We start from the raw sequence: 22,964 nt of genomic DNA on the forward strand, positions 1-22,964 counted from the left end.
CATATGTTCCGCGCACTTCCAGCCGGGGCAGCTTCTGCCTGCGGAGAGGGAGAGCGTAGCTCAGTCGGTAGAGCAACTGACTTTTAATCAGTAGGTCATGGGTTCGAATCCCATCGCTCTCACCATCGCCTTTTTTGTCCAGCTCGAAGAGATAGGTAACCGAACGTCCCTAGGACGAAGGTCGCGGGCTTTTGTATTGCTCGATTTTCCAGTGATATCGACGTTACGCGGATAAAGCCCCTGGCCCGATGCGGCACACAGACAGGAACAGCCAATTTTGCCGTGCAACCCAGACGCAAGAATAGCCCGGTATTCGCTGCCTGCAGGGGAGATGCGCGAATCGAGATATTTATCCGGCGCCGCTGATCTACTAAATGAGCGCTCTTAATACCAAAGGATCAAGATGTCTGACCATTCGCGTTCATTAGAGTCGACGAGGCGTTGCTTATCGGATCGAAAGCCGAAAGGGACGATTATTTACATAATGGTCGCCGCAGTTGCTGTAATCATCGGGTTGACTTCCGGACGGCACGAGAGCGCGATCCAAACGGTCCCCGAGGTCGCGAAGCTGGTTCATTAGATCGCTCATGAGGCGAGCCGAAGGCCGCACGGCCCGGCAGCCTTCGTAGTCGTTTCTGCATTGCCAAATCTCATGGATTGTTGGCCTCGGCTCGCAACGTGCTTTCGTCTTCCAGGCATAACGCACAGGTTGTTGATGAGATTTGGCCGGAATTGGCTGGTGACGAATCTCGATTTAGTAGTACCATAGCTTCATCAATAAGATTGTTGGTGAAGACGACAGGCGAATGATGGAATTCGTGGCAGAGCTGTCACTATGGGAGATTTATGCGACCGTTTGTGGGTTGCTGGTATCCTTGGGACTTTTGGCCGGATTGATCGCGGGCAGGAGGCTTCCGATAGCCTTGAGGCTGCTGCCGCTTTTAGGAATCGCGATGACCACACCGGTGACCGAGCGGTTAGTGGTTCCCTTCCTTTCGGAGCGCTATCCGGTGATCTTTGCCAACAAGGATTTACCTAAGAAGATCGATCAAAAGACCACGCTGACGAAGATAGATCTCACCGATCATATCTATAGCTATTTCTACGATCTTGACGACGATGATGACGATTTCGATCCGCCTCTCGTCAAATCCGCACAGCTCACCGACCTCTGCGACTTCCTGTTGCCGAAGTTCAGTTCCGGCGAAGCATCTCTGGCGAATTACATTTATCAGCTGAAGGGCAGGGACTATTCATTTTCAGTCGACAGCACCGACTGCTCCTGACCTTTGGGCAGGCGAAATATTAAGAGCACCCTGATTCAAGATCGGCGATCGCTTATGGTCGAGCAACCGTCGACGCATGTTCCGTGGCCAATGCCTATAGGATTGCGGGATTATGAGTGCGATTGCGGGATTATGCGATTGTGGAAAGTGCGACGACCGCAACCGCGGTGAGGCCACCGAAGATCGGTAGCAGTTTCAACATAACAAGCCGCGCGAGCTTCTTCCGTTCGACCGACGTCATGGTCAGCTTCCTCACATGGCAGTGAAGCTTAAACGCATGAAATTCATGATTCGTTTCACGTCTATCGTCGCATTATTATATTATCTGTCGCTAAAAGTACAGTGAGGTGGCGCTTTGCCGCTTCCAAAGACGAAAATCCTTCGAAATTCGCTCGGCAGTCGGATGAGAGATCGCTGACTATGATGGTGTCGTTATTTCCATCGGAACCTAATCGCATCAAGTGAGTTCCCTTTTGAAAAGACAGGAGGCGCATCTTGGCACAGGATCGACAAAGTGAATCGCATGGTGGACGTGAGAAGAAGCAAGCCCTGGCGAAGATACAGCATAGCGAGATCCGTAAGGACGACCGGCTGAATAAAGAAAAGGACGAGGCTTCGCTCGTTGCCGATCCCCGCAACAGGCTTGCCGAGGGTAAAGTCGATCCGGTGACAAAAGAGCGTAAGCCTAGGGACGCATGAGCCCCAGGGACGTCTGATCGATACACCGATGTCGGATGGCTGCTCGCGCGTCATGCGCCGTTTCTCATGGAAAGATAATCGCGCAGTCCGGCAAAAGTAGCGCAGCGACGATCGCGATACGATCATCGTTTCTGCAATGATGTTGCTGTTTGCGTCACCGACTTCATTCTCCATCATTCATGAATGCAACGACTTAGGTGACGATGGGTTTGTGCCGCCGTCGTTCAGCGCGATGGCCATGATGGCAAGAAGAACATATTCGCGCTTCCAGCCGGATTTCATCGCCGCAGCAACCAGGCTCTCGATGGAGGGTTCCAGGGCGAAAAGACAGGCCGTCAGATAGTTAGTCTGCGATGCTGCTTCCGAAGGGGGAGGGTTTATGGCGGGTCTCAACTTCCTGCTCCGTCTATTGATTTGACCGGATAGGGATGGACTGTAATGTCAGTCGGTTTCCCGGGTTTGTCTCGTTTATTGCAGAACGTTGCTATGGCTGCGAGAGTGCCAAGCCCGCAATCGAAGTCGACAGTGAGCGGGTGATATCCGGATAACGCGCACTCACGCCGGCCGGCATCAATGGCGCCAGCCTGCAAGGTCATCTTAGAAAAGGTGACAACGGTTTTCCGTCCGGAATTCGGCGAGAACAACAGGATATGTCCGACTAAAGGATCGCGACACAAGCGATCGTCGCAAGCAAACAGCGTTCAGACGCCGCAGCTCGGTCTTTCCGTCGGGATTATTTGATGGGAGCGCCGTAGTGGTCAACTCTACTGCCAGCTGGACGGCAAAGTTGACCACGATTCGAGAATGAAACGAGTTTTAGGCCTTGCCGCCGTTCTTCTTGCAATCGCTTCGGAACTTGGCACGTGCCTTTCCATGCAGACCCTTGGCGTCAGCCTGAGCCGAACATGCCTTTGAAACGGCGGTTTGGGCAGGCTTCGTTGCCTTCGGCTTCATCGTATTTGTCGTCGACGGGGTCGACGTCGTTGCGCTCGGGGTTGTTGTGGTCGTGCTAGGGGTGGTCGCCGTTTGTGCCATGGCACTTACGCTGAAGAGTGCGACAAAGGCTGCAGTCGTGAACATAGTAGCAATACGCATGGGGGCTTTTCCTCCGCTGAGTAGCTGGGGTGGAATGTACGTTGTTCGACGAACATCAACAGCTTGAACCAATATTTTTACAAAAGCAATTCGTTCATCGGCCGGCTCCGCGACCCTTGGTCACGCCCGGAAAATCGGGCGAAATCGAGATTTTGCAATAGTCTGAAGGTCTCTCAATTCCGTCAACTTTAAGGCAAGACAGGGCCTGCTCGAAAAGGTGATTGGCTTTCCGATTCCAGCACCGTTAGGAAGGGAGCCGGAATGACATAGCCGGAGTCCATCGTGTCGCTTGCCGATATCTCGCTTCTGAGTGCCTTGCTCGCCGGAGCGCTTTCGTTTCTTTCACCCTGCGTGCTGCCGCTCGTGCCACCCTATCTCTGCTACATGGCGGGAATTTCGGTCGAACAGTTTCGCGGAGGCGGTGCAGCGGTAGCGGGAGGCCCGAGTGTTCCTGGCCCGAGCGTTCGCGGCAATGTGCTGATGTCGGCACTATTCTTCACGTTGGGATTTGCCACCGTATTTGTCGCGCTCGGCGCCGGTGCGTCCTCGATCGGCATGCTTTTGCGCCAGCACCTCGATATTCTCGCCAAGATCGGCGGTTTGATCATCGTCATCATGGGGCTGAACTTCCTCGGCATCTTCCGCATCGGCCTTCTGGCCCGGGAGGCGCGCTTCCAGAGCGGCGGCAAGCCGGCGACACTGACGGGCGCCTATATCATGGGCCTCGCCTTTGCTTTCGGCTGGACGCCTTGCATCGGCCCGGTGCTTGGCGCCATCCTCGGCATTGCCGCCTCGCGTGAAACGGTGGGAGCCGGTGCGGGCCTGCTTGCCGTCTATTCGCTCGGGCTTGCCATCCCCTTCTGGATCGCCGCCGGCTTTTCCGGCGCCTTCATGCGCTTTCTCTCCCGCTTCCGCCGCCATCTCGGTACGGTCGAAAAGATCATGGGCGGGCTTCTGGTGCTGACAGGTCTGGCTTTCATCTTCGGCTATGTGAGCGACATGGCGATCTGGTTTCAGCAAACCTTTCCAATCCTGATGAAAATCGGCTAAGTCGGGCGATACCTTCCGCCTTTTTCCCGGCAAGTGGAACATGCCCGATGGCTGACCCCCATGGCTGATATTGTTGGTCTGCTGCTGCCCTTCTTCGGTCTGATCCTGATCGGCTATGTTGCCGCACGTGTTACAAAGCAGCCGGCAGAAGCGCTCGGCTGGCTGAATACGTTCATTATCTACGCGGCATTGCCGGCGCTGTTCTTCAGGCTCGTTTCGCAGACGCCGATCGAACAGCTGACTCGGATCGACTTCATCGCCACCGATATCGCCGCGACTTACTCGATTTTCCTGCTGTTGTTCCTGATCGGCCACTTCCTGCGCCGCAATTCGCTTGCCGACAGCACCATCCAGGCCTTTGCCGGCGCCTATGGCAATATCGGCTATATGGGGCCGGGGCTTGCGCTACTGGCGCTCGGCGAACGGGCCGCGGTTCCGGTAGCGCTGATCGTGTGCTTTGAAAACGCGCTGCATTTCATTGTCGCGCCCGCCCTGATGGCGCTGGAAGGCGGCGACAAGCGATCGCCATGGCGCGTTGCTGCCGATATCGCCCGGAAGGTACTGCTGCACCCTTTCATCCTGTCGACAGCGCTGGGTTTTGTCGTGGCTGCGTTATCGTTACACCAACCGATCGCCTTCGAGCGATTTGTCAATTATCTCGCGCAAGCGGCTGCACCTTGTGCACTATTTGCCATGGGGATAACGCTCGCGCTGCGTCCGCTGAAGCGGGTTCCAGTCGAGATCGGCTATATCGTGCCGGCAAAGCTCATCCTGCATCCATTGGTCGTCTATGTCGTCTTGCAAGCTGTCGGCGGCTTCGATCCGATCTGGATCGAGGCGGCCGTATTGCTGGCGGCGTTGCCGACGGCAACGAACGTCTTCGTCATCGGCCAGCAATATGATGTCTGGCAGGAGCGGGCCTCCGCTACCATCCTGATCACCACGGCCTGTTCCGTGGTGACGGTTTCGCTGGTGCTCTATCTGATAAAGTCCGGCACCTTACCGGCGCAGCTTTTCCCGTAATGCCGACGAAAAGTTGCGCAGGCCGCCACCCGGTTCGATACCCTCGCGCATGACGATGTTGCGCAGCGGAGCAATGGCCGAAAGCACATGCAGGCCTGCCGCGCGCAGCATCTGTACCGGCAGGAAGTCCGACAGCAGCGAACGATTGAGAAGATCGACGCTTGCCGTGCGGCTGATGATGTCAGCACGTCTCTTGCGGTCGAAACTATCGCCCGATGTGGCCGGGATCGGCTGGTCTCCCCGCGTGCAGAGAATATCTGTCAGCGCCAGGATATCGCGAAGGCTGAGATTGAGGCCTTGCGCGCCGATTGGGGGGAAGACGTGGGCTGCTTCGCCGATCAGCGCGGCGCGACCCTTGCCGAAGCGATAGGCCGTCATGCCGGAAAGCGGCCAAACCTGCACGCTGTCCTCGACAGTTACCTCACCGAGCATCGACTGCATGCGTTCCTCGACCAGCCTGCCGAGTTCCTCAAGCGACTTCTCCGCATTGGCGGCGGCTTCGGCCGGCTTCTGAACCCAGACGAGGCTGGAGCGCCGGCCGGGCAGAGGTACCTGCGTAAAGGGGCCGCTTTCGGTATGGAATTCCGTGGAGATGTTCTGATGCGACAGGCTATGCGAAAAATTCAGAACCATTGCCGATTGCGGATAGGACCAGCCCTTGGTCTTGATTCCGAGCGTCTCTCGCACCATCGAATTGCGGCCGTCCGCGCCGACGACGAATGCCGCATCGATCGAATCGCCATTGTCGAGGGTAATCGATACGCCATCATCGCCGAAGGTGATCTCGGAAGCCGTGGCTTCGATGCGGTTGACATTGCCTTCCGCTTCGATGGCTTGGCTGAGATTGTCGAGCAACACGGCATTCGGAATATTGTAGCCGAACGCATCCAGGCCGATTTCGGACGATCGGAACGAGACGGTCGGCGCTCGCAATAGCCGTGATGTCCCGTCGATGATGCGCATCGTCGTCAGCGGCGCGGCTGAGGGTACGATCCTGTCCCACAGCGTCAGGCGTTCCAGAAAGCGGATCGACTGATCCATCAGCGCCGTCGTCCGCTTGTCGGCCTTGTTGTGCGGCGCCGCGACAAGGGCGACGGATCTTCCGCCGCGTGCCAGCGCGAAAGCCGTGATCATGCCGGCGAGTCCACCGCCGATAACGGCCACTTCAATCTGCTTCATATCGATGCCTCAATTGCCTTTGGTTCTGAAAATAAGCGCTTAGCCTGTTGAAATCCATGGGATGAAACATCGCAACGGGTGAAAATGACGGTAAGTCGCGCTAGCGTGCCCCGATAAACGCTTTTGCGCTGGCGATGCCGACCAAAGGATGCATATTAGCAAGAAAAACCGCCTGCCGGGGCAGGTGAATAAGCTGACGAGTCGTGGGGCGGATGAAAATCTTCAATTACAAGCGGGTGCCTTATGCGGAGATGCGTGCGTTCTCCGTTCATATACTGACGGCATCCGGATCGTTTCTCGCCTTTCTCGGTGTCGTCGCGGCATCAGAACATCGCTTCGTCGATATGTTCTGGTGGCTTGGCCTGGCGCTGCTGGTCGATGGCATAGACGGGCCGATCGCGCGCAAGGTCCGCGTCAAGGAAGTTCTGCCAAACTGGTCCGGCGACACACTCGACAACATCATCGATTACGTGACCTACGTGCTCCTGCCGGCCTTCGCGCTCTATGAGAGCGGTATGATCGGCGAGCCCTGGTCGTTTGTCGCCGCCGGCATGATCGTGGTTTCCAGTGCCATCTATTACGCCGATACCGGCATGAAGACGGACGAATATTTCTTCTCCGGCTTTCCGGTCGTCTGGAACATGGTGATCTTCACCCTTTTCGTCATCGGCGCCAGCGCCACGACAGCCATGATCCTCGTCGGCGTTTCCGTCGTCCTGACCTTTCTGCCGATCAATTTTCTTCATCCCGTGCGCGTCAAGCGCTTGCGGCCGCTGAACCTTGGCATATTTCTGTTCTGGTCGGCGCTTGGCATCTATTCGCTGCTGATGCATTTCGTCATGCCGCAATGGGCGGTTGTCCTGTTCATCGTCAGCGGGATTTATCTTTATTGCATCGGTGCCGTGCTGCAGTTTTTTCCGTCCCTCGGACGTCAGTAAGGATTGTGCATCATGAAGAAGACCAAGGCTATCCGTATTCATGAAAATGGCGGTCCGGAGGTCATGAAGCTGGAGGAGGTGGATTTGCCACCTCCCGGCGCGGGTGAGGTGCAGCTTCGCCATGCCGCGATCGGCCTCAACTTTATCGACGTCTACTTTCGCTCCGGCCTTTACAAGGCGCCCTATTTTCCTCTGCCGCTTGGCAAGGAAGCCGCAGGCACGATCACCGAAGTCGGGCCTGGCGTAACCGATTTTGCCGTCGGTGATCGCGTTGCCTATGCCGGCAGTGATGGCGCCTACAGCATCGAACGCAACATCGAGACCCGGCATCTGGTCAAAGTGCCCGATGATATTCCGCTTGAAACCGCGGCATCCATGATGCTGAAGGGCATGACGGCCGAGTATCTGCTGAACCGCACCTTCAAGGTTGGTCCTGGAACGACGCTGTTGTTTCATGCGGCTGCAGGCGGTGTTGGCCTGATTGCCGGCCAATGGGCTAAGGCTCTCGGCGCCCAAACCGTCATCGGCACTGCCGGTTCCGCCGAAAAGGTCGAACTAGCGCTGGCGCACGGCTACGACCACGTCATCGACTACAGCAAAGAGAATTTTGCCGAGCGTGTCCGCGAGATTACCGGAGGCAAGGGTGTCGATGTCGTCTATGACTCGGTGGGCAAGGACACGTTTCCGCAGTCGCTCGATTGCCTGAAGCCGCGCGGGATGTGGGTCACCTTCGGTCAGTCTTCCGGCCCGATCGAGAATTTCAATCTTGCCATCCTCAATCAGAAGGGCTCGCTCTTTGCCACTCGGCCGAGCCTTTTTGCCTATGTCGGCACAGCTGAGGAGTTGAGAGCCAGTGCAAAGGCGTTATTTGCTGTTGTGCAAAGCAGCAAAGTGCGTATCAATATTCATCAAACTTATCCGCTTGTTGATGCAGGGCGCGCGCACGCGGATTTGGAAGCCAGGAAAACGAGTGGAACTACACTACTGATCCCATAGATCCGTAAAGGGCAGGACGGTGGGAAGGAAATGAGGGGAACGTGTCGTCATCCGATGCGCCGGCAACCGGTGCACTATTGTCGGTTCGCAAACTGACGAAACTGTTCGGCAGTTTTACTGCTTGCAACGAAATCGATCTTGAAATCCAGCCGGGAGAAATTCACGCTCTCCTCGGAGAAAACGGCGCAGGGAAATCCACGCTCGTCAAGATGCTGTTCGGCGTGCTCGAACCGTCGCATGGACAGATCGTCTGGCAAGGGCAACCTGTGTCGATCGACGCGCCGGGCACGGCGCGCAAGCTCGGCATCGGCATGGTATTTCAGCATTTTTCTTTGTTCGAAGCGCTGACTGTCGCGGAAAATATAGCGCTCTCGCTCGACAGCAATATCCCGCTCGCAAAAATTTCCGAGGAAGCCGCAAAGCTCTCTCACGCCTATGGCTTGCCGCTCGATCCGAATGCACATGTCGCCGATCTTTCGGTTGGCGAACGCCAGCGCATCGAGATTGTGCGGGCGCTTCTGCAAAACCCGAAACTGATCATTCTTGACGAGCCCACTTCCGTTTTGACACCGCAGGAAGCCGATCGCCTTTTCGAGACCCTGTTTAAGTTGAGAGACGAAGGACGCTCGGTGCTTTACATCAGCCATCGGCTGGAGGAGGTGCAGCGCATCTGTTCGCGCGCCACCGTCCTGCGCCACGGCAAAGTTACGGGCGCCTGCGATCCGCGCCAGGAAACGACCGGTTCGCTCGCTCGTATGATGGTCGGCAACGATGTCGCCAGCGTGCAGCACGAGGGCCTCGGTGCGAAGGGAGATATTCTTCTGGAGATTGCCGGTCTTTCGGCACCTGCGCGAACCCCGTTTGCCATGGCACTAAAGGACGTGTCCCTGCGTGTGCGCGCCGGCGAGATCCTGGCGATTGCCGGGGTTGCCGGTAACGGCCAAGGCGAATTGTTCGATGTTATTTCCGGCGAATATACAGTCGCGGCAGATGATCTCGTCCAATTGCGCGGCAAGTCCGTCGGCACCAAGGGCATTAATGCGCGCCGACTGATCGGCGCAGGTTTCGTGCCGGAGGAACGCCACGGTCATGCTGCGGTATCCGCATTGAAGCTGTCGGATAACCTCGTGCTCGCCAGGCATCAGTCGGACCGCAAGTCGTTTCTGGGTGGTGGCTTCTTCAACGTCATCAGGCACGGCGCGGTCAAGCAGGCGACGAAGCGCATCTGCGAGGCGATGGATGTGCGCAAGAGCGGCGAGGATCCGGCTGCCGGCGCCTTGTCCGGCGGCAATCTGCAGAAGTTCATCGTCGGCCGCGAATTGGATCGTCAGCCGAGCGTGCTCGTCGTCAACCAACCGACCTGGGGCGTCGATGCCGGCGCCGCAAGCCGCATCCGCCAGGCACTGGTCGATCTCGCCCGCGACGGCTCGGCCGTGCTCGTCATCAGCCAGGATCTGGATGAGATTTTTGAAGTCGCGACCGATATTGCCGTCATTTCGGAAGGGCGGCTGTCGCCGTCCTATCCCGCCGGCGAGTTGACGCGCGAAAAGATTGGCCTGCTGATGGGCGGGCTGCATGAATCGAAGACGCATTCGGAGCCTGCACATGCGCATTGAACTTGAAAAGCGCCCGCAGGTCTCGAAACTGTTCGGTTTACTTTCACCTCTGCTTGCCCTCGCATTGGCGCTGATCGCAGGCACCATCATGTTCGCCGTCATGGGCAAGGATCCCGTCGAGGCGCTCGACGCCTTTTTTGTCGAGCCTCTGCTGGAAGTGTGGTCGCTGCACGAATTGGCGATCAAGGCGGGGCCGCTGATCCTGATCGCCGTCGGCCTATGCCTCTGCTACCGTTCCAACAATTGGAATATCGGTGCCGAAGGCCAGTTCACGATGGGCGCAATCGCCGGATCATTCATCCCGATCGTCTTCACTGATTGGCATTCGCCGATGATCCTGCCTTTGATGCTGATCGCTGGCGCCATCGGTGGCGCGCTCTATGCCGCCATTCCCGCGCTTTTGAAGGCGCATTTCAATACCAATGAGATCCTGACGAGCCTGATGCTTGTCTATATTGCGCAACTGTTCCTCGATTGGTTGTCGCGCGGGCCGTGGCGCGATCCGCAGGGCCATAATTTCCCGCAGAGCATCGATTTTCCGCCGGAAGCCGTCCTGCCGGCAATCTGGGAGGATTCCGGGCGCGCGCATTGGGGCATCGTCTTTGCCGTTATCGCGGCGATCCTTGCCTGGTTCGTTATGAAATATACGCTGAAAGGCTTTGAGATAAGCGTGCTCGGCCAGTCGGCGCGGGCAGGGCGCTTTGCCGGTTTTTCCTCGCGGAAAATGGTCTGGTTCGCCTTCCTCGTTTCGGGGGCGCTCTCGGGATTGGCCGGCATATCCGAAGTTTCCGGTTCCATCGGCCATCTGCAGCCGGCGATCTCGCCGGGTTACGGTTTCACCGCCATCATCGTCGCCTTTCTTGCGCGCCTCAATCCGCTCGGAGCCATCCTTTCCGGTCTGGTGCTGGCGCTGACCTATCTCGGTGGTGAAGCCGCGCAATTATCGCCGGGGATATCAGCCAAGGCGGCCAGCGTTTTCCAGGGCCTCTTGCTATTTTTCGTGCTCTCCTGCGACACACTGATCTATTACAAAATCCGTGTGATCTGGTCGCGAGTCCGTGGAGGTGCGGCATGAGCGTTTTCGAAGCAATCCTCCTGACGATCATCACCGCATCGACGCCGCTCGTTATCGCTGGCCTCGGCGAATTGGTGGTGGAGCGCTCGGGCGTCCTCAACCTCGGCGTCGAGGGCATGATGATTATCGGCGCCGTCGCCGCTTTTGTCGGCGCGCAGATGAGCGGGTCGCCCTATGTCGGCCTGCTGACCGGTATCATTGCCGGTGCGCTCTTCTCGCTGCTGTTCGGCTTCCTCACTCTGACGCTGGTGACGAACCAGGTCGCGACCGGTCTGGCTCTAACCATCCTCGGACTCGGCCTTTCCGGCATGATCGGTGAAGGCTATGTCAGTGTGCCTGGCGTCCAGCTGCACGAGATCGTCTTCCCGTTTCTGTCGGATATTCCGCTGATCGGCTCGGTGCTGTTCAAGCAGGATCTGACCTTCTACCTCTCAATCGCGCTTCTGATCGGCGTGAATTGGTTCCTCTTCCGCAGCCGCGCCGGCCTGAAACTGCGTGCCGTCGGCGACAGCCATGGCTCCGCCCATGCGCTCGGGATCGACGTCATCCGCACGCGTTATCTCGCTGTGATGTTCGGCGGTGCCTGCGCCGGGCTTGCCGGCGCGCAGCTCTCGCTCGTCTATACGCCGCAATGGGTGGAGAACATGTCGGCCGGCCGCGGTTGGGTGACGCTGGCGCTCGTCGTCTTCGCCTCCTGGCGGCCGATGCGCGTCATGGCCGGCGGTTATCTCTTCGGCGCCGTAACGATCCTGCAGTTCCATGCGCAGGGCTTCGGCGTCGGCATTCCCTCGCAATTCCTGTCGATGCTGCCCTATGCGTCGACTATTGTGGTTCTCGTCATCATCTCTCAAAATCGCCGCGCGACCTTGATCAACACGCCAGCGTCGCTCGGCAAGGCCTTCGTTCCGGAGCGTTGATTGCAACGGCCGGACCGATTTCTGCAAAACATGTCAAACCAGTAGGGGTAACCATGAAAAAACTAGCACTCGCCCTCACAACGACAGCGGCCGCCATCGTTGGTTTCGCTGCCGCTGCAGAAGCAGCACCGACCAAGGTCTGCTTCGTCTATGTCGGTTCGCACACGGACGGCGGCTATTCGCAGGCGCATGATCTCGGCCGTCAGCAGATCCAGAAGGAATTCGGCAACAAGATCGAGACGCCTTATCTCGAAAACGTACCGGAAGGCCCGGATGCCGAGCGCGCCATCGAGCGTCTTGCCCGTTCCGGCTGCTCGCTGATCTTCTCCACTTCGTTCGGCTTTATGGACGCGACCGTCAAGGTTGCCGCCAAGTTCCCGAAGGTGAAGTTCGAGCATGCGACCGGCTTCAAGAGCGGTCCGAATCTCGCGACCTATAACTCGCGCTTCTATGAAGGCCGCTACATTCTCGGCCAGATCGCCGCCAAGATGTCGAAGAACCATGGTGCCGCCTACATCGCGTCCTTCCCGATTCCGGAAGTCGTGATGGGCATCAACTCCTTCGAACAGGGCGCCCGCTCGATCGATCCGAGCTTCAAGCTCAAGGTCGTCTGGGTCAACACTTGGTTCGATCCCGGCAAGGAAGCTGATGCCGCCAAGGCCATGGTCGACCAGGGCGTCGATATCCTGACGCAGCACACCGATACGACGGCGCCGATGCAGGTGGCTGAAGAGCGCGGCATTCACGCTTTCGGCCAGGCTTCTGACATGATCAAGGCTGGCCCGAAGGCGCAGCTGACGGCGATCGTCGACACCTGGGGCAACTACTACTCCAAGCGTGTTCATGCGTTGCTCGACGGCACGTGGAAGTCCGAACAGAGCTGGGATGGCCTCAAGGACGGTATCCTGAAGATGGCGGACTATACGAACATGCCTGACGACGTGAAGAAGATGGCCCAGGAAACCGAAGCCAAGATCAAATCCGGCGAGCTGGCTCCCTTCACCGGTCCGATCAACAAGCAGGACGGCACGCCCTGGCTGAAGGCCGGCGAAAAGGCTGACGACGGCACGCTGCTCGGCATGAATTTCTACATCGAAGGCGTGGACGACAAGCTGCCGGCTTCGAAGTAAGCTCCATCGAATAGTTAAAGTTGAGAAAAGGGTGCCTCGGGCGCCCTTTTTTGTTGCGCTGCATCATCGAATGTCGATTTACAAAAGTATTACTATATGATTTTTTGGCGGCGGGCCTGAGGAGATGGCCTTTGGGAGATAATCATGAAGTTTAAGACCGCACTCGTTAGTGCTACGATTCTCGCTGCCTGCATGTTTACGTCGGCGTCGGCTAAAGACCTGGTTGTCGGCTTCTCGCAAATTGGTTCGGAGTCTGGCTGGCGCGCGGCTGAGACCACGTTGACCAAGCAGGAAGCCAAGAAGCGCGGCATCGACCTGAAATTCGCTGACGCGCAGCAGAAGCAGGAAAACCAGATCAAGGCGATCCGCTCGTTCATCGCGCAGGGTGTCGATGCGATCCTGCTGGCGCCCGTCGTCGAAACCGGCTGGGATGCCGTTCTGAAGGAAGCCAAGGAAGCAAAGATCCCGGTCATCCTGCTAGACCGCACGGTCGCCGCGCCGAAGGACCTTTATCTGACGGCTGTCACATCCGACCTGGTTCATGAAGGCAAGGTTGCCGGCGACTGGCTCGTGAAGACAGTCGGCGACAAGAAGTGCAACATCGTCGAGTTGCAGGGCACGACCGGTTCCTCGCCGGCCATCGCCCGCAAGAAGGGCTTCGAGGAAGCCATCAAGGGTCATGACAACCTGAAGATCGTTCGCAGCCAGACCGGCGATTTCACTCGCGCCAAGGGCAAGGAAGTCATGGAAAGCTTCCTGAAGGCTGAAAACGGCGGCAAGGATATCTGCGCGCTCTACGCTCATAACGACGATATGGCCGTCGGCGCCATTCAGGCGATCAAGGAAGCCGGCCTGAAGCCGGGCAAGGACATCCTGACCGTGTCGATCGATTCGGTTCCGGATCTCTTCAAGGCCATGGCTGCCGGTGAAGCCAACGCAACCGTGGAGCTGACGCCGAACATGGCTGGTCCGGCCTTCGATGCACTCGATGCCTACCTGAAGACCAAGAAAGAGCCGCCGAAGTGGATCCAGACGGAATCCAAGCTCTATACCCAGGCCGATGATCCGCAGAAGGTCTACGAGCAGAAGAAAGACCTCGGCTACTAAGACGAAAGCCCATCGCACCGAATCGGCAATGCCGCGCCGGTGCGATATCGTGTGCAAGATGCCGGCGCACTCATAGAATGCGCCGGCTATCGCTTTCGCAATTTGATTCATTCCAAGGAAATTCGCGCTTCATGGCTCACGACGTAGAGCGACTTCTGACGGCGACAGGTTTTTGTAAATATTTCCCTGGTTCGACCGCTCTCGATCATGTCGATTTCACATTGATGCGCGGCGAGGTCCATGCGCTTCTCGGCGAAAACGGTGCCGGAAAATCGACCTTGATCAAATGCATGACCGGCGCCTATCGCCGCGATGCGGGCACTCTGGTTCTCGACGGGGCCGAGATCGATCCGCATGATACGCTTGCCGCTCAGAAGCTCGGTATTGGAACGGTCTACCAGGAAGTGAACCTGCTGCCCAATCTGAGCGTGGCGGAAAATCTGTTTCTGGGTCGTCAGCCGCGGCGCTTCGGTATGGTCACCAGCCGCGTCATGAACAAGATGGCGAGAGATCTGCTGTTGCAATATGGCCTGGATATCGACGTCGGCCGCCAGCTCGATCGCTTTTCAGTCGCCATTCAGCAGGTGATCGCCATCGCCCGCGCCGTCGACCTGTCCGGTAAGGTCCTCATTCTCGATGAGCCCACTGCGAGCCTGGATACGCATGAAGTTGAGATGCTGTTCGGTATCGTCAGGCGATTGAAACAGCGCGGGCTCGGAATTGTCTTCATTACGCATTTCCTGGAGCAGGTTTACGAAATCTGCGATCGCATCACCGTTCTCCGCAACGGCCGGCTGGTCGGCACGCGCGAGGCGGACGGTCTTCCGCGGCAGACCCTGATCGCCATGATGCTCGGTCGCGAACTCGCCGAGACTGAAAGCACGATAAAGCAGAGCGAGACGGAAAGCGGCCCGGTCAAATATCATTTCACGAATTTCGGCAAGCGCGGCAAGATCAAGCCTTTCGACATGGAGGTGCGCGTCGGCGAAGTGGTCGGCATTGCCGGCCTGCTCGGCTCGGGGCGGACGGAGACCGCCGAAGTGCTCTTCGGCGTTGAGCGCGCCGACAGCGGCGAGGCGAAGATCGAAGGCAAGCCCGTTGCACTTTCCAGTCCGCGCGCCGCGATCAAGAGCGGCTTCGGCTTTTGCCCGGAAGACCGCAAGACCGATGGGATTATCGGTGATCTCTCCATTCGCGAAAATATCGTCATGGCGCTGCAGGCAAGGCGGGGCTGGGCAAGGCCATTGCCGCGCAGCGAGCAGAACGCCATCGCCGATCGCTATATCAAGGCGCTGGATATCCGCACGACCGACCGGGAAAAGCCGATCAGGCTCCTTTCAGGCGGTAACCAGCAGAAAGCGATACTTGCCCGCTGGTTGGCGACCAATCCGAGTTTCCTCATCCTGGATGAGCCGACGCGCGGCATCGATGTCGGTGCGCACGCGGAAATCATCCGATTGATCGAGGATCTTTGCCGGCAGGGAATGTCCCTGGTGGTCATTTCATCCGAACTCGAGGAGCTTGTCGCCTATAGTTCGCGAGTCATCGTCCTGCGCGACCGCGAACATATTGCTGAGTTGACCGGCAGTGAGATTACGGCCGGAAATATCGTCGAGGCTATCGCCACGGCTCAAAAGACGCGGGAGGACGCATGAGCTCGCCAATCAAAACCTCCTTGCTTCGGCTGATGCCTCAGCTCATTGCACTCGCGGTTATTCTTCTGTTGAATTTCATCATGTTCCCGCATTTCTTTCATCTGGAAGTTCAGAATGGAAGGCTCTACGGAAGCTTGGTAGACGTACTCAATCGCGGTGCGCCGGTAGCGCTGCTCGCCATCGGCATGACGCTGGTCATCGCCACGAAAGGGATCGATCTGTCCGTCGGGGCGGTCATCGCGATTTGCGGTGCTGTCGCGGCTTCCTCGATTGTTGCCGGCTACTCGCTTTCCTATACGCTGCTCTTGACGATCGGCATCGGTCTGGCATGTGGCCTCTGGAACGGATTCCTCGTCGCCGTACTCGATATCCAGCCCATCATCGCGACGCTGGTGCTGATGGTGGCCGGCCGCGGCATTGCGCAATTGATCACTGAGGGGGCCATCCTCACCTTCAACAATGACGGGCTGATCTTCCTTGGCAGCGGTTCCTTCGCCGCCTTGCCGATGCCGGTGGTCATCTGGCTTGTCGCTGCGCTTCTGGTGATTGCTCTGGTGCGGCGCACAGCTCTCGGAATGCTGGTCGAAGCCATTGGCATCAATCGTCGGGCAAGCACCTTGTCCGGTATCCGGACCCCGGTCCTGCTCATCGCTGTTTACGCACTGAGCGGCCTTTGTGCCTCGGTCGCGGGCATCATCGTGACGGCCGATATCAAGGGTGCGGACGCCAACAATGCCGGTCTGTGGCTTGAGCTGGATGCGATCCTTGCGGTCGTGGTTGGTGGCAATTCGCTCCTCGGCGGCCGTTTCAGCATCGTCGGTTCGCTGATCGGCGCGATGATCATTCAATCGGTCAATACAGGCATCCTGCTCTCCGGCTTTCCGCCGGAGTTCAATCTGGTGATCAAGGCGATCATCGTCATCGTCATTCTGGTCATCCAATCCCCCGCCATGCAGTCCGCAACCGCATTCTTCTGGCGCCGGCGCGGCGAGGGGCAGATGGTGCAAAAGGAGCAGGCAAAGTGAATTCGAAATATCTCCCGCTGCTTGCGACCATCGTCATCTTCATTCTGGCTTACGCCGGCTGCGTGACACAGTATCCCAACATGCTGTCGACGCGCGTGGTCGGCAACCTTTTGACGGATAATGCCTTTCTCGGTATCGCAGCTGTCGGCATGACATTCGTCATCATCTCCGGCGGAATTGATCTGTCCATCGGATCGGTCATTGCCTTTACCGGCGTGTTCCTGGCGATCGTCCTTCGCGATACCACGATCCATCCCATGATCGCTTTCGCCCTGGTCCTCGCGATCACGACAATTTTTGGCGCCGGCATGGGCGCCATCATCCACTATCTCAGCATGCCGCCCTTTATCGTGACGCTGGCCGGCATGTTCCTGGCGCGGGGCATCGCCTTCGTGCTGTCGATCGACAGCATTCCGATAGAGCATGATTTCTACTCTCAGCTCAATGATCTCTATTGGCTGATGCCCGGGGGTGGCCGGCTGACTTTAATCGGCGGTCTCATGCTACTCGTCTTTGCCGGCGGCATCGTGCTGGCGCATCGCACCCGTTTCGGTGCCAATGTCTACGCGCTGGGTGGGGGTGCGCAGACCGCGGAACTGATGGGCGTGCCCGTGGGAAGAACGACGATCCAGATTTACGCTCTGTCCGGCTTTCTCGCCGGTCTATCCGGAATCGTTTTTTCCATTTATACCTCGGCGGGATATTCGCTTGCTACAGTCGGCGTCGAACTCGATGCGATCGCTGCCGTGGTTATAGGCGGAACACTGCTGACGGGAGGAGCGGGGTTCGTCGGAGGAACACTCATCGGAATTCTCATACAGGGCTTGATTCAGACCTACATCACCTTCGATGGAACGCTTTCCAGCTGGTGGACGAAGATATTGATCGGCTTGTTGCTGTTTGCCTTTATTCTGATGCAGAAGGGTCTCCTGCTGCTTTCCCGCTTGAATCGACGATATGCCTGAGGTAGGGACAGAGCGCTTGCGCGACAGATTGCTTGAGACCGGAAAATCAGAGGGGAAATCGCGCACGAGCCACGCTCAGGTGGTCGATGAGCTGGGCAAGGCGATCGTCTCCGGCGCGTTTCCGATCGGAAGCATTCTTCCTGGCGACAGCGAGCTTCTGCAACGATTCAAGGTATCGCGCACGGTCCTGCGTGAGAGTATGAAGACTTTGGCCGCAAAGGGGCTTGTGGTGCCGCGTGCGCGCGTCGGCACGCGCGTCACCGAGAAGATCCATTGGAACATGTTCGACAACGAGGTGCTCAACTGGCATTTCGAAAGCGGCGTCAACAAGGAGTTCCTTCTCCATCTTTACGATATACGCATGGCATTCGAGCCTTTTGCCGCAAGCCTCGTGGCGGAAAGGGCCAGTCGAGAGGACATCGAACTGCTCCGCAGTCTTGCCGCTGCCATGGCAGCGCCGCATCATACCTCCGATAGCCTCGCGGTCGCCGATCTGCATTTCCACCTGGCAATTACGGAGGCTTCGCAGAACCCATTCATGCGATCGCTGGGCGGACTTATCGAAGCTGCACTCGTCGGCATGTTCCGCATGAGCGCACCGCCTTCAACCAATGGCTTCGCCAATATTGCGGATACGCATATGGCCATAGTGGACGCGATAGCGGCGCGTGACGGCCTTTCGGCCCATAAGGCGATGGAATTTGTGATCATCGATGGGCGCCAACATGTTCTCGAAGCTTTCGAGGCTCTTGCCGAAGCCTGAAGGTCGCCTTCAATTTCGCCGTGGTTCATCGCTCGACTTGTTGATATGAGGGGAGTCGCCCGGCCCCCGGGCGGCGCTTGACCGTATATCTCGGAGCTTGAAATGGAACGCAGCTGCCTCGCCATCATCCTCGCCGCCGGCGACAGTACCCGCATGAAGTCGTCGATGTCGAAGGTCCTGCACCCGATTGCCGGGCGTCCGATGATCGCCCATGTCATGGAGGCGATCGCCAGGACCGGGATTTCAGCGGCGGCTCTGGTGGTCGGGCGCGATGCGGATGAGGTCAGCGCGGCAGCATCGATCGGCGATATTGCCGTCGAATCCTATCTGCAGAAGGAGCGGCTCGGCACGGGCCATGCCGTGTTGGCGGCGCGCGAGGCGATTGCCCGCGGATATGACGATATTATCGTTGCCTATGGAGACGTCCCTCTGCTGACCGATGTGCCGCTTCGTGCGGCCCGCCAGGGACTGGCCGATGGCAATGACATCGTCGTCATCGGCTTTCATACGGAGCATCCCAACGTCTATGGCCGCTTGCTGGTCAAGGATGGCGAACTGATCGCCATTCGAGAAGCCAAGGACGCCACCGATGCCGAACTGGCGATAAAGTGGTGCAACAGCGGGCTGATGGCGATCAATGGCCGCAAGGCGCTGGAGCTTCTCGACCGCATCGGCAACAACAATGCCAAGGGCGAATATTATCTCACCGATCTCGTCGAGATCGCCCGCTCGCTGGGCGGCCGCGCCGTTGCGGTCGATGCGCCCGAGGTCGAAATGACTGGCTGCAACAACCGGGCCGAGCTCGCCTTCATCGAGCGCCTCTGGCAGGAGCGGCGCCGGCAGGAGCTTATGCTGTCGGGCGTGACCATGGTGGCGCCAGAAACCGTGTTCCTCGCCTATGACACCGTGATCGGCCAGGATGCGTTGATCGAACCAAATGTCGTTTTCGGTCCCGGTGCGGTGATCGAGGGGGGCGCGGTCATCCATGCCTTCTCGCATATTGAGGGCGCCCATGTCAGCGCCGGCGCGACGGTTGGGCCCTTCGCGCGGCTGCGTCCAGGTGCGGATCTCGCCGGCGGTGCCAAGGTCGGCAATTTCTGCGAGGTCAAGAACGGCAAGATCGGCGAGGGTGCCAAGGTCAATCACCTGACCTACATCGGCGATGCGACGATCGGCGCCGGCAGCAATATCGGCGCTGGCACGATCACCTGCAACTATGATGGGGTCAACAAACATGAGACGCATATCGGCGCCAATGCTTTCGTCGGTTCCAACTCATCGCTGGTCGCGCCCATCCGCATCGGCGACGGCGCATATATTGCTTCCGGAAGTGTCATCACCGATGATGTTCCGGCCGATGCGCTGGCTTTTGGCCGGGCTCGCCAGGAAGTAAAGCCGGAGCGAGCCAAGGCAATCCGCGAGCGAGCTCTTGCCATCAAGGCGGCAAAGAAGGGCGGCCACTAAAACTCGCGTGTCGACGTAACGGTCAGAAATCGAAAGTGACCGTGACGGCAATTGAGAAAATCGCAGGAATGATTAGGACTTGCCCTCATATCTGAGGCCAGACGGAGAGCTGTATGTGCGGTATTGTGGGGATCGTCGGAACGAAGCCTGTGGCGGAGCGCTTGGTGGACGCGCTGCGGCGGCTCGAGTACCGCGGCTATGATTCGGCGGGAGTTGCGACGATCCACGACGGCGTGATGGATCGCCGCCGCGCGGAGGGAAAGCTGTTCAATCTGGAAAAGCGCCTCGAGTCGGATCCTTTGCCCGGCACGACCGGCATTGCACATACGCGTTGGGCAACCCACGGCGTTCCGAATGAAACCAATGCCCATCCGCATTTCGTCGAAGGTGTTGCTGTCGTCCACAACGGCATTATCGAGAACTTCTCCGAGCTGCGCGAAGAATTGAAGGCCGAAGGCCAGGAATTTGCCTCGCAAACGGATACGGAAGTTGTCGCTCATCTATTGGCGAAATACGTTCGCGAAGGCCTGGACGCACGTTCGGCCATGCTGAAAATGCTGAACCGTGTGACGGGCGCCTACGCATTGGCCGTGATGTTTCAAAACGATCCCGGCACGCTGATGGCGGCGCGTTCTGGCCCGCCACTTGCGGTCGGCTACGGCAAGGGCGAGATGTTCCTCGGTTCGGATGCCATCGCACTTGCGCCTTTCACCAACGAAATCACCTATCTCGTCGATGGTGACTGCGCCATCGTTAGCCATGCCGGCGCGACCATTCTCGATTTCAGCGGCAAGGAAGTGAGCCGGCCGCGGCAGATTTCCCAGGCGACCGCCTATGTCGTCGATAAGGGCAATCATCGCCACTTCATGGAAAAGGAAATCTACGAGCAGCCGGAAGTCATTTCCCATGCGCTCAGCCACTATGTCGATTTCGCCAGCCATCGCGTGCGCCCGGATGTCTCGGCCATAGATTTCGGCGGCGTGTCCGGCCTTGCAATTTCGGCTTGCGGCACCGCCTATCTTGCCGGCCTGATCAGCAAATACTGGTTCGAGCGCTATGCGCGTCTTCCGGTCGAAATCGATGTGGCCTCAGAATTCCGCTATCGCGAAATGCCGTTGTCGCCGTCGCAAGCGGCGCTGTTCATTTCCCAATCCGGCGAGACCGCGGATACCTTGGCTTCGCTGCGCTATTGCCGGGACAACGGCCTGAAGATCGGCGCCGTGGTCAACGTCAGGGAATCGACCATCGCGCGTGAATCCGACGCGGTGTTTCCGATCCTGGCTGGTCCCGAGATCGGCGTCGCCTCGACGAAGGCTTTCACCTGCCAGCTTGCGGTTCTCGCATCGCTCGCGATCGGAGCAGGCGTTTCTCGCGGTACTATCAGTGCCAAGGATGAGGAAGGGATGGTGCGCCATCTCGTCGAGATGCCGCGTATCATGGCGAATGTGCTGAATATCATTCAGCCGCAGATGGAAAGCCTGTCGCGCGAAATCTCGAAGTTCAAGGATGTGCTCTATCTCGGTCGCGGCACGAGCTTCCCGCTCGCCATGGAAGGCGCGCTGAAGCTGAAGGAGATTTCCTACATCCACGCAGAGGGCTATGCGGCCGGCGAATTGAAGCACGGGCCGATCGCGCTGATCGACGAGAATATGCCCGTCATCGTCATTGCTCCGCATGACCGCTTCTTTGACAAGACCGTTTCCAACATGCAGGAAGTGGCGGCGCGCGGCGGCCGAATCATCTTCATCACGGATGAGCTTGGTGCGGCAGCCTCGACATTGCCGACCATGGCGACCATCACCTTGCCCGTCGTCGACGAGATCATCGCCCCGATCATATTCTCGCTGCCGATTCAATTGCTTGCCTATCATACGGCCGTCTTCATGGGCACGGACGTCGATCAGCCGCGCAATCTCGCCAAATCGGTCACCGTGGAATAGGACAACTTCCGTTCCGCATTTGCCGTCACGTCGTCGTGAGCCGGACGTTTGTTCGGCTCGCGGACGCGGCTGGCGGGTTGTATGCCGCGCAGATTTCTGGCACGATTCCCATACTGAGATGGTGGGGAGGATTTGCCGGGTAGCAGTAGGCGGCGGAACGGAGTTTTCGAGCGGCGAATGACTGAAAAACTCATCAAAATGTCCGTAACCACGCGGATCAGAAATAATTTCCTGGCCGGCCTGATTATCTGCGCCCCGATCGCCATCACGCTCTGGCTGACCTGGTCCGTCGTTCATTGGGCCGATAGCTGGGTTCGCCCCTATATTCCCGCGCGCTACGATCCTGAAAGCTATCTGAACTTCGCCGTTCCGGGGACCGGCCTGGTGATCGCGATGATCTTCATCACGATCGTTGGTTTCCTCGCCAAGAACCTGATCGGCCAGAGCATCGTCCGCTTCGGGGAGTCGATCGTCAACCGCGTGCCGCTGGTGCGGACCATATATAAGAGCGTCAAGCAGATCTTCGAGACTGTGCTGAAAGAGCAGGGCACATCCTTCAAGAAGGTCGGGCTGATCGAATATCCAAGCCCGGGCCTCTGGTCGATGGTTTTCATATCGACCGATGCCAAAGGGGAGATCGCCTCGAAATTCAATGCCATGGGGCAGGACATGGTGGCGGTCTTCCTGCCGCCGACACCTGTTCCCACGGCCGGCTTTCTGGTTTTCGTTCCACGCGAAAAGATCACGGTGCTCGACATGAGCCCGGAGGATGGCGCCAAACTGCTGATCTCGGGCGGACTTGTATCGCCCGAATACAAGGAAGAGCTCGTCGCGGCAAAGGGGCTGCCCAGGCCAGTTCCGATAAAATCGCTGACTTAGAAACGCTCCCGTTCCTGTCGTAGGTTGCCTGGCCTCGCGTACCGCGCGAACTGTCATGTCTCTATCATATTGACGCCTTAGATCGTCCTACGGGACAGGCAATCGGATGCATCTCATCAAACATTCGGAGTTTCGACCCCGGCTGTTGTTCTTCGACGCAGC

At 58.2% G+C, this 22,964-nt stretch carries 21 protein-coding genes and 1 tRNA gene; 19 read left to right on the forward strand and 3 right to left on the reverse strand.

Annotation, left to right across the window (positions count from 1 at the left end; genetic code table 11):
* The first annotated feature begins 49 nt into the window (after nt 1-49).
* The 3 genes from AC13RC_RS05865 to AC13RC_RS05875 all read left to right on the forward strand — a co-directional run bounded on the left by AC13RC_RS05865 (nt 50) and on the right by AC13RC_RS05875 (nt 1,985).
* Nucleotides 50-125: transfer RNA gene (locus AC13RC_RS05865), tRNA-Lys, on the forward strand.
* Between the two features lie 828 nt (nt 126-953).
* Nucleotides 954-1,286, forward strand: coding sequence for a hypothetical protein (locus tag AC13RC_RS05870; RefSeq protein ID WP_488556693.1), 333 nt, complete (start codon nt 954-956; stop codon nt 1,284-1,286).
* A gap of 495 nt (nt 1,287-1,781) precedes the next feature.
* Nucleotides 1,782-1,985, forward strand: a complete 204-nt coding sequence (locus AC13RC_RS05875) for a hypothetical protein (protein WP_113333746.1) — start codon at nt 1,782-1,784, stop codon at nt 1,983-1,985.
* Between the two features lie 177 nt (nt 1,986-2,162).
* Here AC13RC_RS05875 and AC13RC_RS05880 read toward each other — a convergent pair whose 3' ends face one another.
* Nucleotides 2,163-2,378, reverse strand: a complete 216-nt coding sequence (locus AC13RC_RS05880; protein ID WP_488556694.1) for a hypothetical protein — start codon at nt 2,376-2,378, stop codon at nt 2,163-2,165.
* A gap of 423 nt (nt 2,379-2,801) precedes the next feature.
* Complete coding sequence (locus tag AC13RC_RS05885) at nt 2,802-3,080, reverse strand: PsiF family protein (RefSeq protein ID WP_113333747.1); 279 nt, start codon at nt 3,078-3,080, stop codon at nt 2,802-2,804.
* A gap of 282 nt (nt 3,081-3,362) precedes the next feature.
* Here AC13RC_RS05885 and AC13RC_RS05890 point away from each other — a divergent pair, with 282 nt between their 5' ends.
* On the forward strand, nt 3,363-4,130 hold the full coding sequence (locus tag AC13RC_RS05890; protein ID WP_488556695.1) for a cytochrome c biogenesis CcdA family protein: 768 nt from the start codon (nt 3,363-3,365) through the stop codon (nt 4,128-4,130).
* A gap of 60 nt (nt 4,131-4,190) precedes the next feature.
* Nucleotides 4,191-5,153, forward strand: a complete 963-nt coding sequence (locus AC13RC_RS05895) for an AEC family transporter (protein WP_488556696.1) — start codon at nt 4,191-4,193, stop codon at nt 5,151-5,153.
* On the opposite strand, the gene AC13RC_RS05900 is transcribed toward AC13RC_RS05895, so the two are convergent.
* Nucleotides 5,130-6,332: a UbiH/UbiF family hydroxylase gene (locus tag AC13RC_RS05900; RefSeq protein ID WP_488556697.1), complete on the reverse strand. Its 1,203-nt coding sequence runs from the start codon at nt 6,330-6,332 to the stop codon at nt 5,130-5,132. The genes AC13RC_RS05895 and AC13RC_RS05900 overlap by 24 nt on opposite strands.
* Before the next feature lie 212 nt (nt 6,333-6,544).
* Between AC13RC_RS05900 and pcsA the strand changes: the two genes are divergently transcribed.
* The 14 genes from pcsA (at nt 6,545) to AC13RC_RS05970 (ending at nt 22,802) form a co-directional block, all read left to right on the forward strand.
* Entirely contained in the window at nt 6,545-7,270 is a 726-nt protein-coding gene (pcsA, locus tag AC13RC_RS05905) for a phosphatidylcholine synthase (RefSeq protein WP_113333751.1), read from the forward strand.
* 12 nt (nt 7,271-7,282) lie between these two features.
* Nucleotides 7,283-8,266 (forward strand): quinone oxidoreductase family protein, encoded by a 984-nt coding sequence (locus AC13RC_RS05910; protein ID WP_488556698.1) that lies wholly within the window; start codon nt 7,283-7,285, stop codon nt 8,264-8,266.
* A 41-nt stretch (nt 8,267-8,307) separates the two neighbouring features.
* Entirely contained in the window at nt 8,308-9,882 is a 1,575-nt protein-coding gene (locus tag AC13RC_RS05915; protein ID WP_069612136.1) for an ABC transporter ATP-binding protein, read from the forward strand.
* Nucleotides 9,872-10,957: an ABC transporter permease gene (locus AC13RC_RS05920; RefSeq protein ID WP_069612137.1), complete on the forward strand. Its 1,086-nt coding sequence runs from the start codon at nt 9,872-9,874 to the stop codon at nt 10,955-10,957. Before AC13RC_RS05915 ends, AC13RC_RS05920 begins: the two co-directional genes overlap by 11 nt.
* The gene (locus AC13RC_RS05925; protein WP_112721333.1) at nt 10,954-11,874 is read left to right on the forward strand and encodes an ABC transporter permease; all 921 of its coding nucleotides are present in this window, start codon (nt 10,954-10,956) and stop codon (nt 11,872-11,874) included. Before AC13RC_RS05920 ends, AC13RC_RS05925 begins: the two co-directional genes overlap by 4 nt.
* Before the next feature lie 53 nt (nt 11,875-11,927).
* A complete protein-coding gene (locus AC13RC_RS05930) occupies nt 11,928-13,004 on the forward strand; it encodes a BMP family ABC transporter substrate-binding protein (protein WP_069612139.1) in 1,077 nt (358 codons plus the stop codon).
* A 144-nt stretch (nt 13,005-13,148) separates the two neighbouring features.
* Nucleotides 13,149-14,111 carry a galactofuranose ABC transporter, galactofuranose-binding protein YtfQ gene (ytfQ, locus tag AC13RC_RS05935; protein WP_069612140.1) on the forward strand — a complete coding sequence of 321 codons (963 nt, stop codon included), beginning with the start codon at nt 13,149-13,151 and terminating at the stop codon, nt 14,109-14,111.
* A gap of 131 nt (nt 14,112-14,242) precedes the next feature.
* A complete protein-coding gene (gene ytfR, locus AC13RC_RS05940) occupies nt 14,243-15,766 on the forward strand; it encodes a galactofuranose ABC transporter, ATP-binding protein YtfR (protein ID WP_488556699.1) in 1,524 nt (507 codons plus the stop codon).
* Entirely contained in the window at nt 15,763-16,791 is a 1,029-nt protein-coding gene (locus AC13RC_RS05945) for an ABC transporter permease (RefSeq protein WP_488556700.1), read from the forward strand. Before ytfR ends, AC13RC_RS05945 begins: the two co-directional genes overlap by 4 nt.
* Nucleotides 16,788-17,756 (forward strand): galactofuranose ABC transporter, permease protein YjfF, encoded by a 969-nt coding sequence (gene yjfF, locus AC13RC_RS05950; protein WP_488556701.1) that lies wholly within the window; start codon nt 16,788-16,790, stop codon nt 17,754-17,756. Before AC13RC_RS05945 ends, yjfF begins: the two co-directional genes overlap by 4 nt.
* A gap of 16 nt (nt 17,757-17,772) precedes the next feature.
* Nucleotides 17,773-18,519, forward strand: coding sequence for a FadR/GntR family transcriptional regulator (locus tag AC13RC_RS05955; protein ID WP_069612144.1), 747 nt, complete (start codon nt 17,773-17,775; stop codon nt 18,517-18,519).
* Between the two features lie 102 nt (nt 18,520-18,621).
* Nucleotides 18,622-19,983 (forward strand): bifunctional UDP-N-acetylglucosamine diphosphorylase/glucosamine-1-phosphate N-acetyltransferase GlmU, encoded by a 1,362-nt coding sequence (glmU, locus tag AC13RC_RS05960; protein WP_269245335.1) that lies wholly within the window; start codon nt 18,622-18,624, stop codon nt 19,981-19,983.
* Between the two features lie 113 nt (nt 19,984-20,096).
* The gene (gene glmS, locus AC13RC_RS05965; RefSeq protein ID WP_488556702.1) at nt 20,097-21,923 is read left to right on the forward strand and encodes a glutamine--fructose-6-phosphate transaminase (isomerizing); all 1,827 of its coding nucleotides are present in this window, start codon (nt 20,097-20,099) and stop codon (nt 21,921-21,923) included.
* A 177-nt stretch (nt 21,924-22,100) separates the two neighbouring features.
* On the forward strand, nt 22,101-22,802 hold the full coding sequence (locus tag AC13RC_RS05970; RefSeq protein WP_069612147.1) for a DUF502 domain-containing protein: 702 nt from the start codon (nt 22,101-22,103) through the stop codon (nt 22,800-22,802).
* Nucleotides 22,803-22,964: the final 162 nt, after the last annotated feature.

The sequence above is a fragment of the Martinezella sp. CNPSo 3890 genome, from assembly GCF_057784455.1.

Excerpts from the sequence above, each read along its gene's own strand:
- AC13RC_RS05925 (WP_112721333.1), top strand. The coding sequence starts at position 10,954 with ATGAGCGTTTTCGAAGCAATCCTCCTGACGATCATCACCGCATCGACG.
- AC13RC_RS05930 (WP_069612139.1), top strand. The coding sequence starts at position 11,928 with ATGAAAAAACTAGCACTCGCCCTCACAACGACAGCGGCCGCCATCGTT.
- AC13RC_RS05900 (WP_488556697.1), bottom strand. The coding sequence starts at position 6,332 with ATGAAGCAGATTGAAGTGGCCGTTATCGGCGGTGGACTCGCCGGCATG.
- AC13RC_RS05910 (WP_488556698.1), top strand. The coding sequence starts at position 7,283 with ATGAAGAAGACCAAGGCTATCCGTATTCATGAAAATGGCGGTCCGGAG.
- ytfR (WP_488556699.1), top strand. The coding sequence starts at position 14,243 with ATGGCTCACGACGTAGAGCGACTTCTGACGGCGACAGGTTTTTGTAAA.
- AC13RC_RS05870 (WP_488556693.1), top strand. The coding sequence starts at position 954 with ATGACCACACCGGTGACCGAGCGGTTAGTGGTTCCCTTCCTTTCGGAG.
- AC13RC_RS05970 (WP_069612147.1), top strand. The coding sequence starts at position 22,101 with ATGACTGAAAAACTCATCAAAATGTCCGTAACCACGCGGATCAGAAAT.
- glmU (WP_269245335.1), top strand. The coding sequence starts at position 18,622 with ATGGAACGCAGCTGCCTCGCCATCATCCTCGCCGCCGGCGACAGTACC.
- AC13RC_RS05885 (WP_113333747.1), bottom strand. The coding sequence starts at position 3,080 with ATGCGTATTGCTACTATGTTCACGACTGCAGCCTTTGTCGCACTCTTC.
- AC13RC_RS05895 (WP_488556696.1), top strand. The coding sequence starts at position 4,191 with ATGGCTGATATTGTTGGTCTGCTGCTGCCCTTCTTCGGTCTGATCCTG.
- AC13RC_RS05920 (WP_069612137.1), top strand. The coding sequence starts at position 9,872 with ATGCGCATTGAACTTGAAAAGCGCCCGCAGGTCTCGAAACTGTTCGGT.
- AC13RC_RS05945 (WP_488556700.1), top strand. The coding sequence starts at position 15,763 with ATGAGCTCGCCAATCAAAACCTCCTTGCTTCGGCTGATGCCTCAGCTC.
- pcsA (WP_113333751.1), top strand. The coding sequence starts at position 6,545 with ATGAAAATCTTCAATTACAAGCGGGTGCCTTATGCGGAGATGCGTGCG.
- ytfQ (WP_069612140.1), top strand. The coding sequence starts at position 13,149 with ATGAAGTTTAAGACCGCACTCGTTAGTGCTACGATTCTCGCTGCCTGC.
- glmS (WP_488556702.1), top strand. The coding sequence starts at position 20,097 with ATGTGCGGTATTGTGGGGATCGTCGGAACGAAGCCTGTGGCGGAGCGC.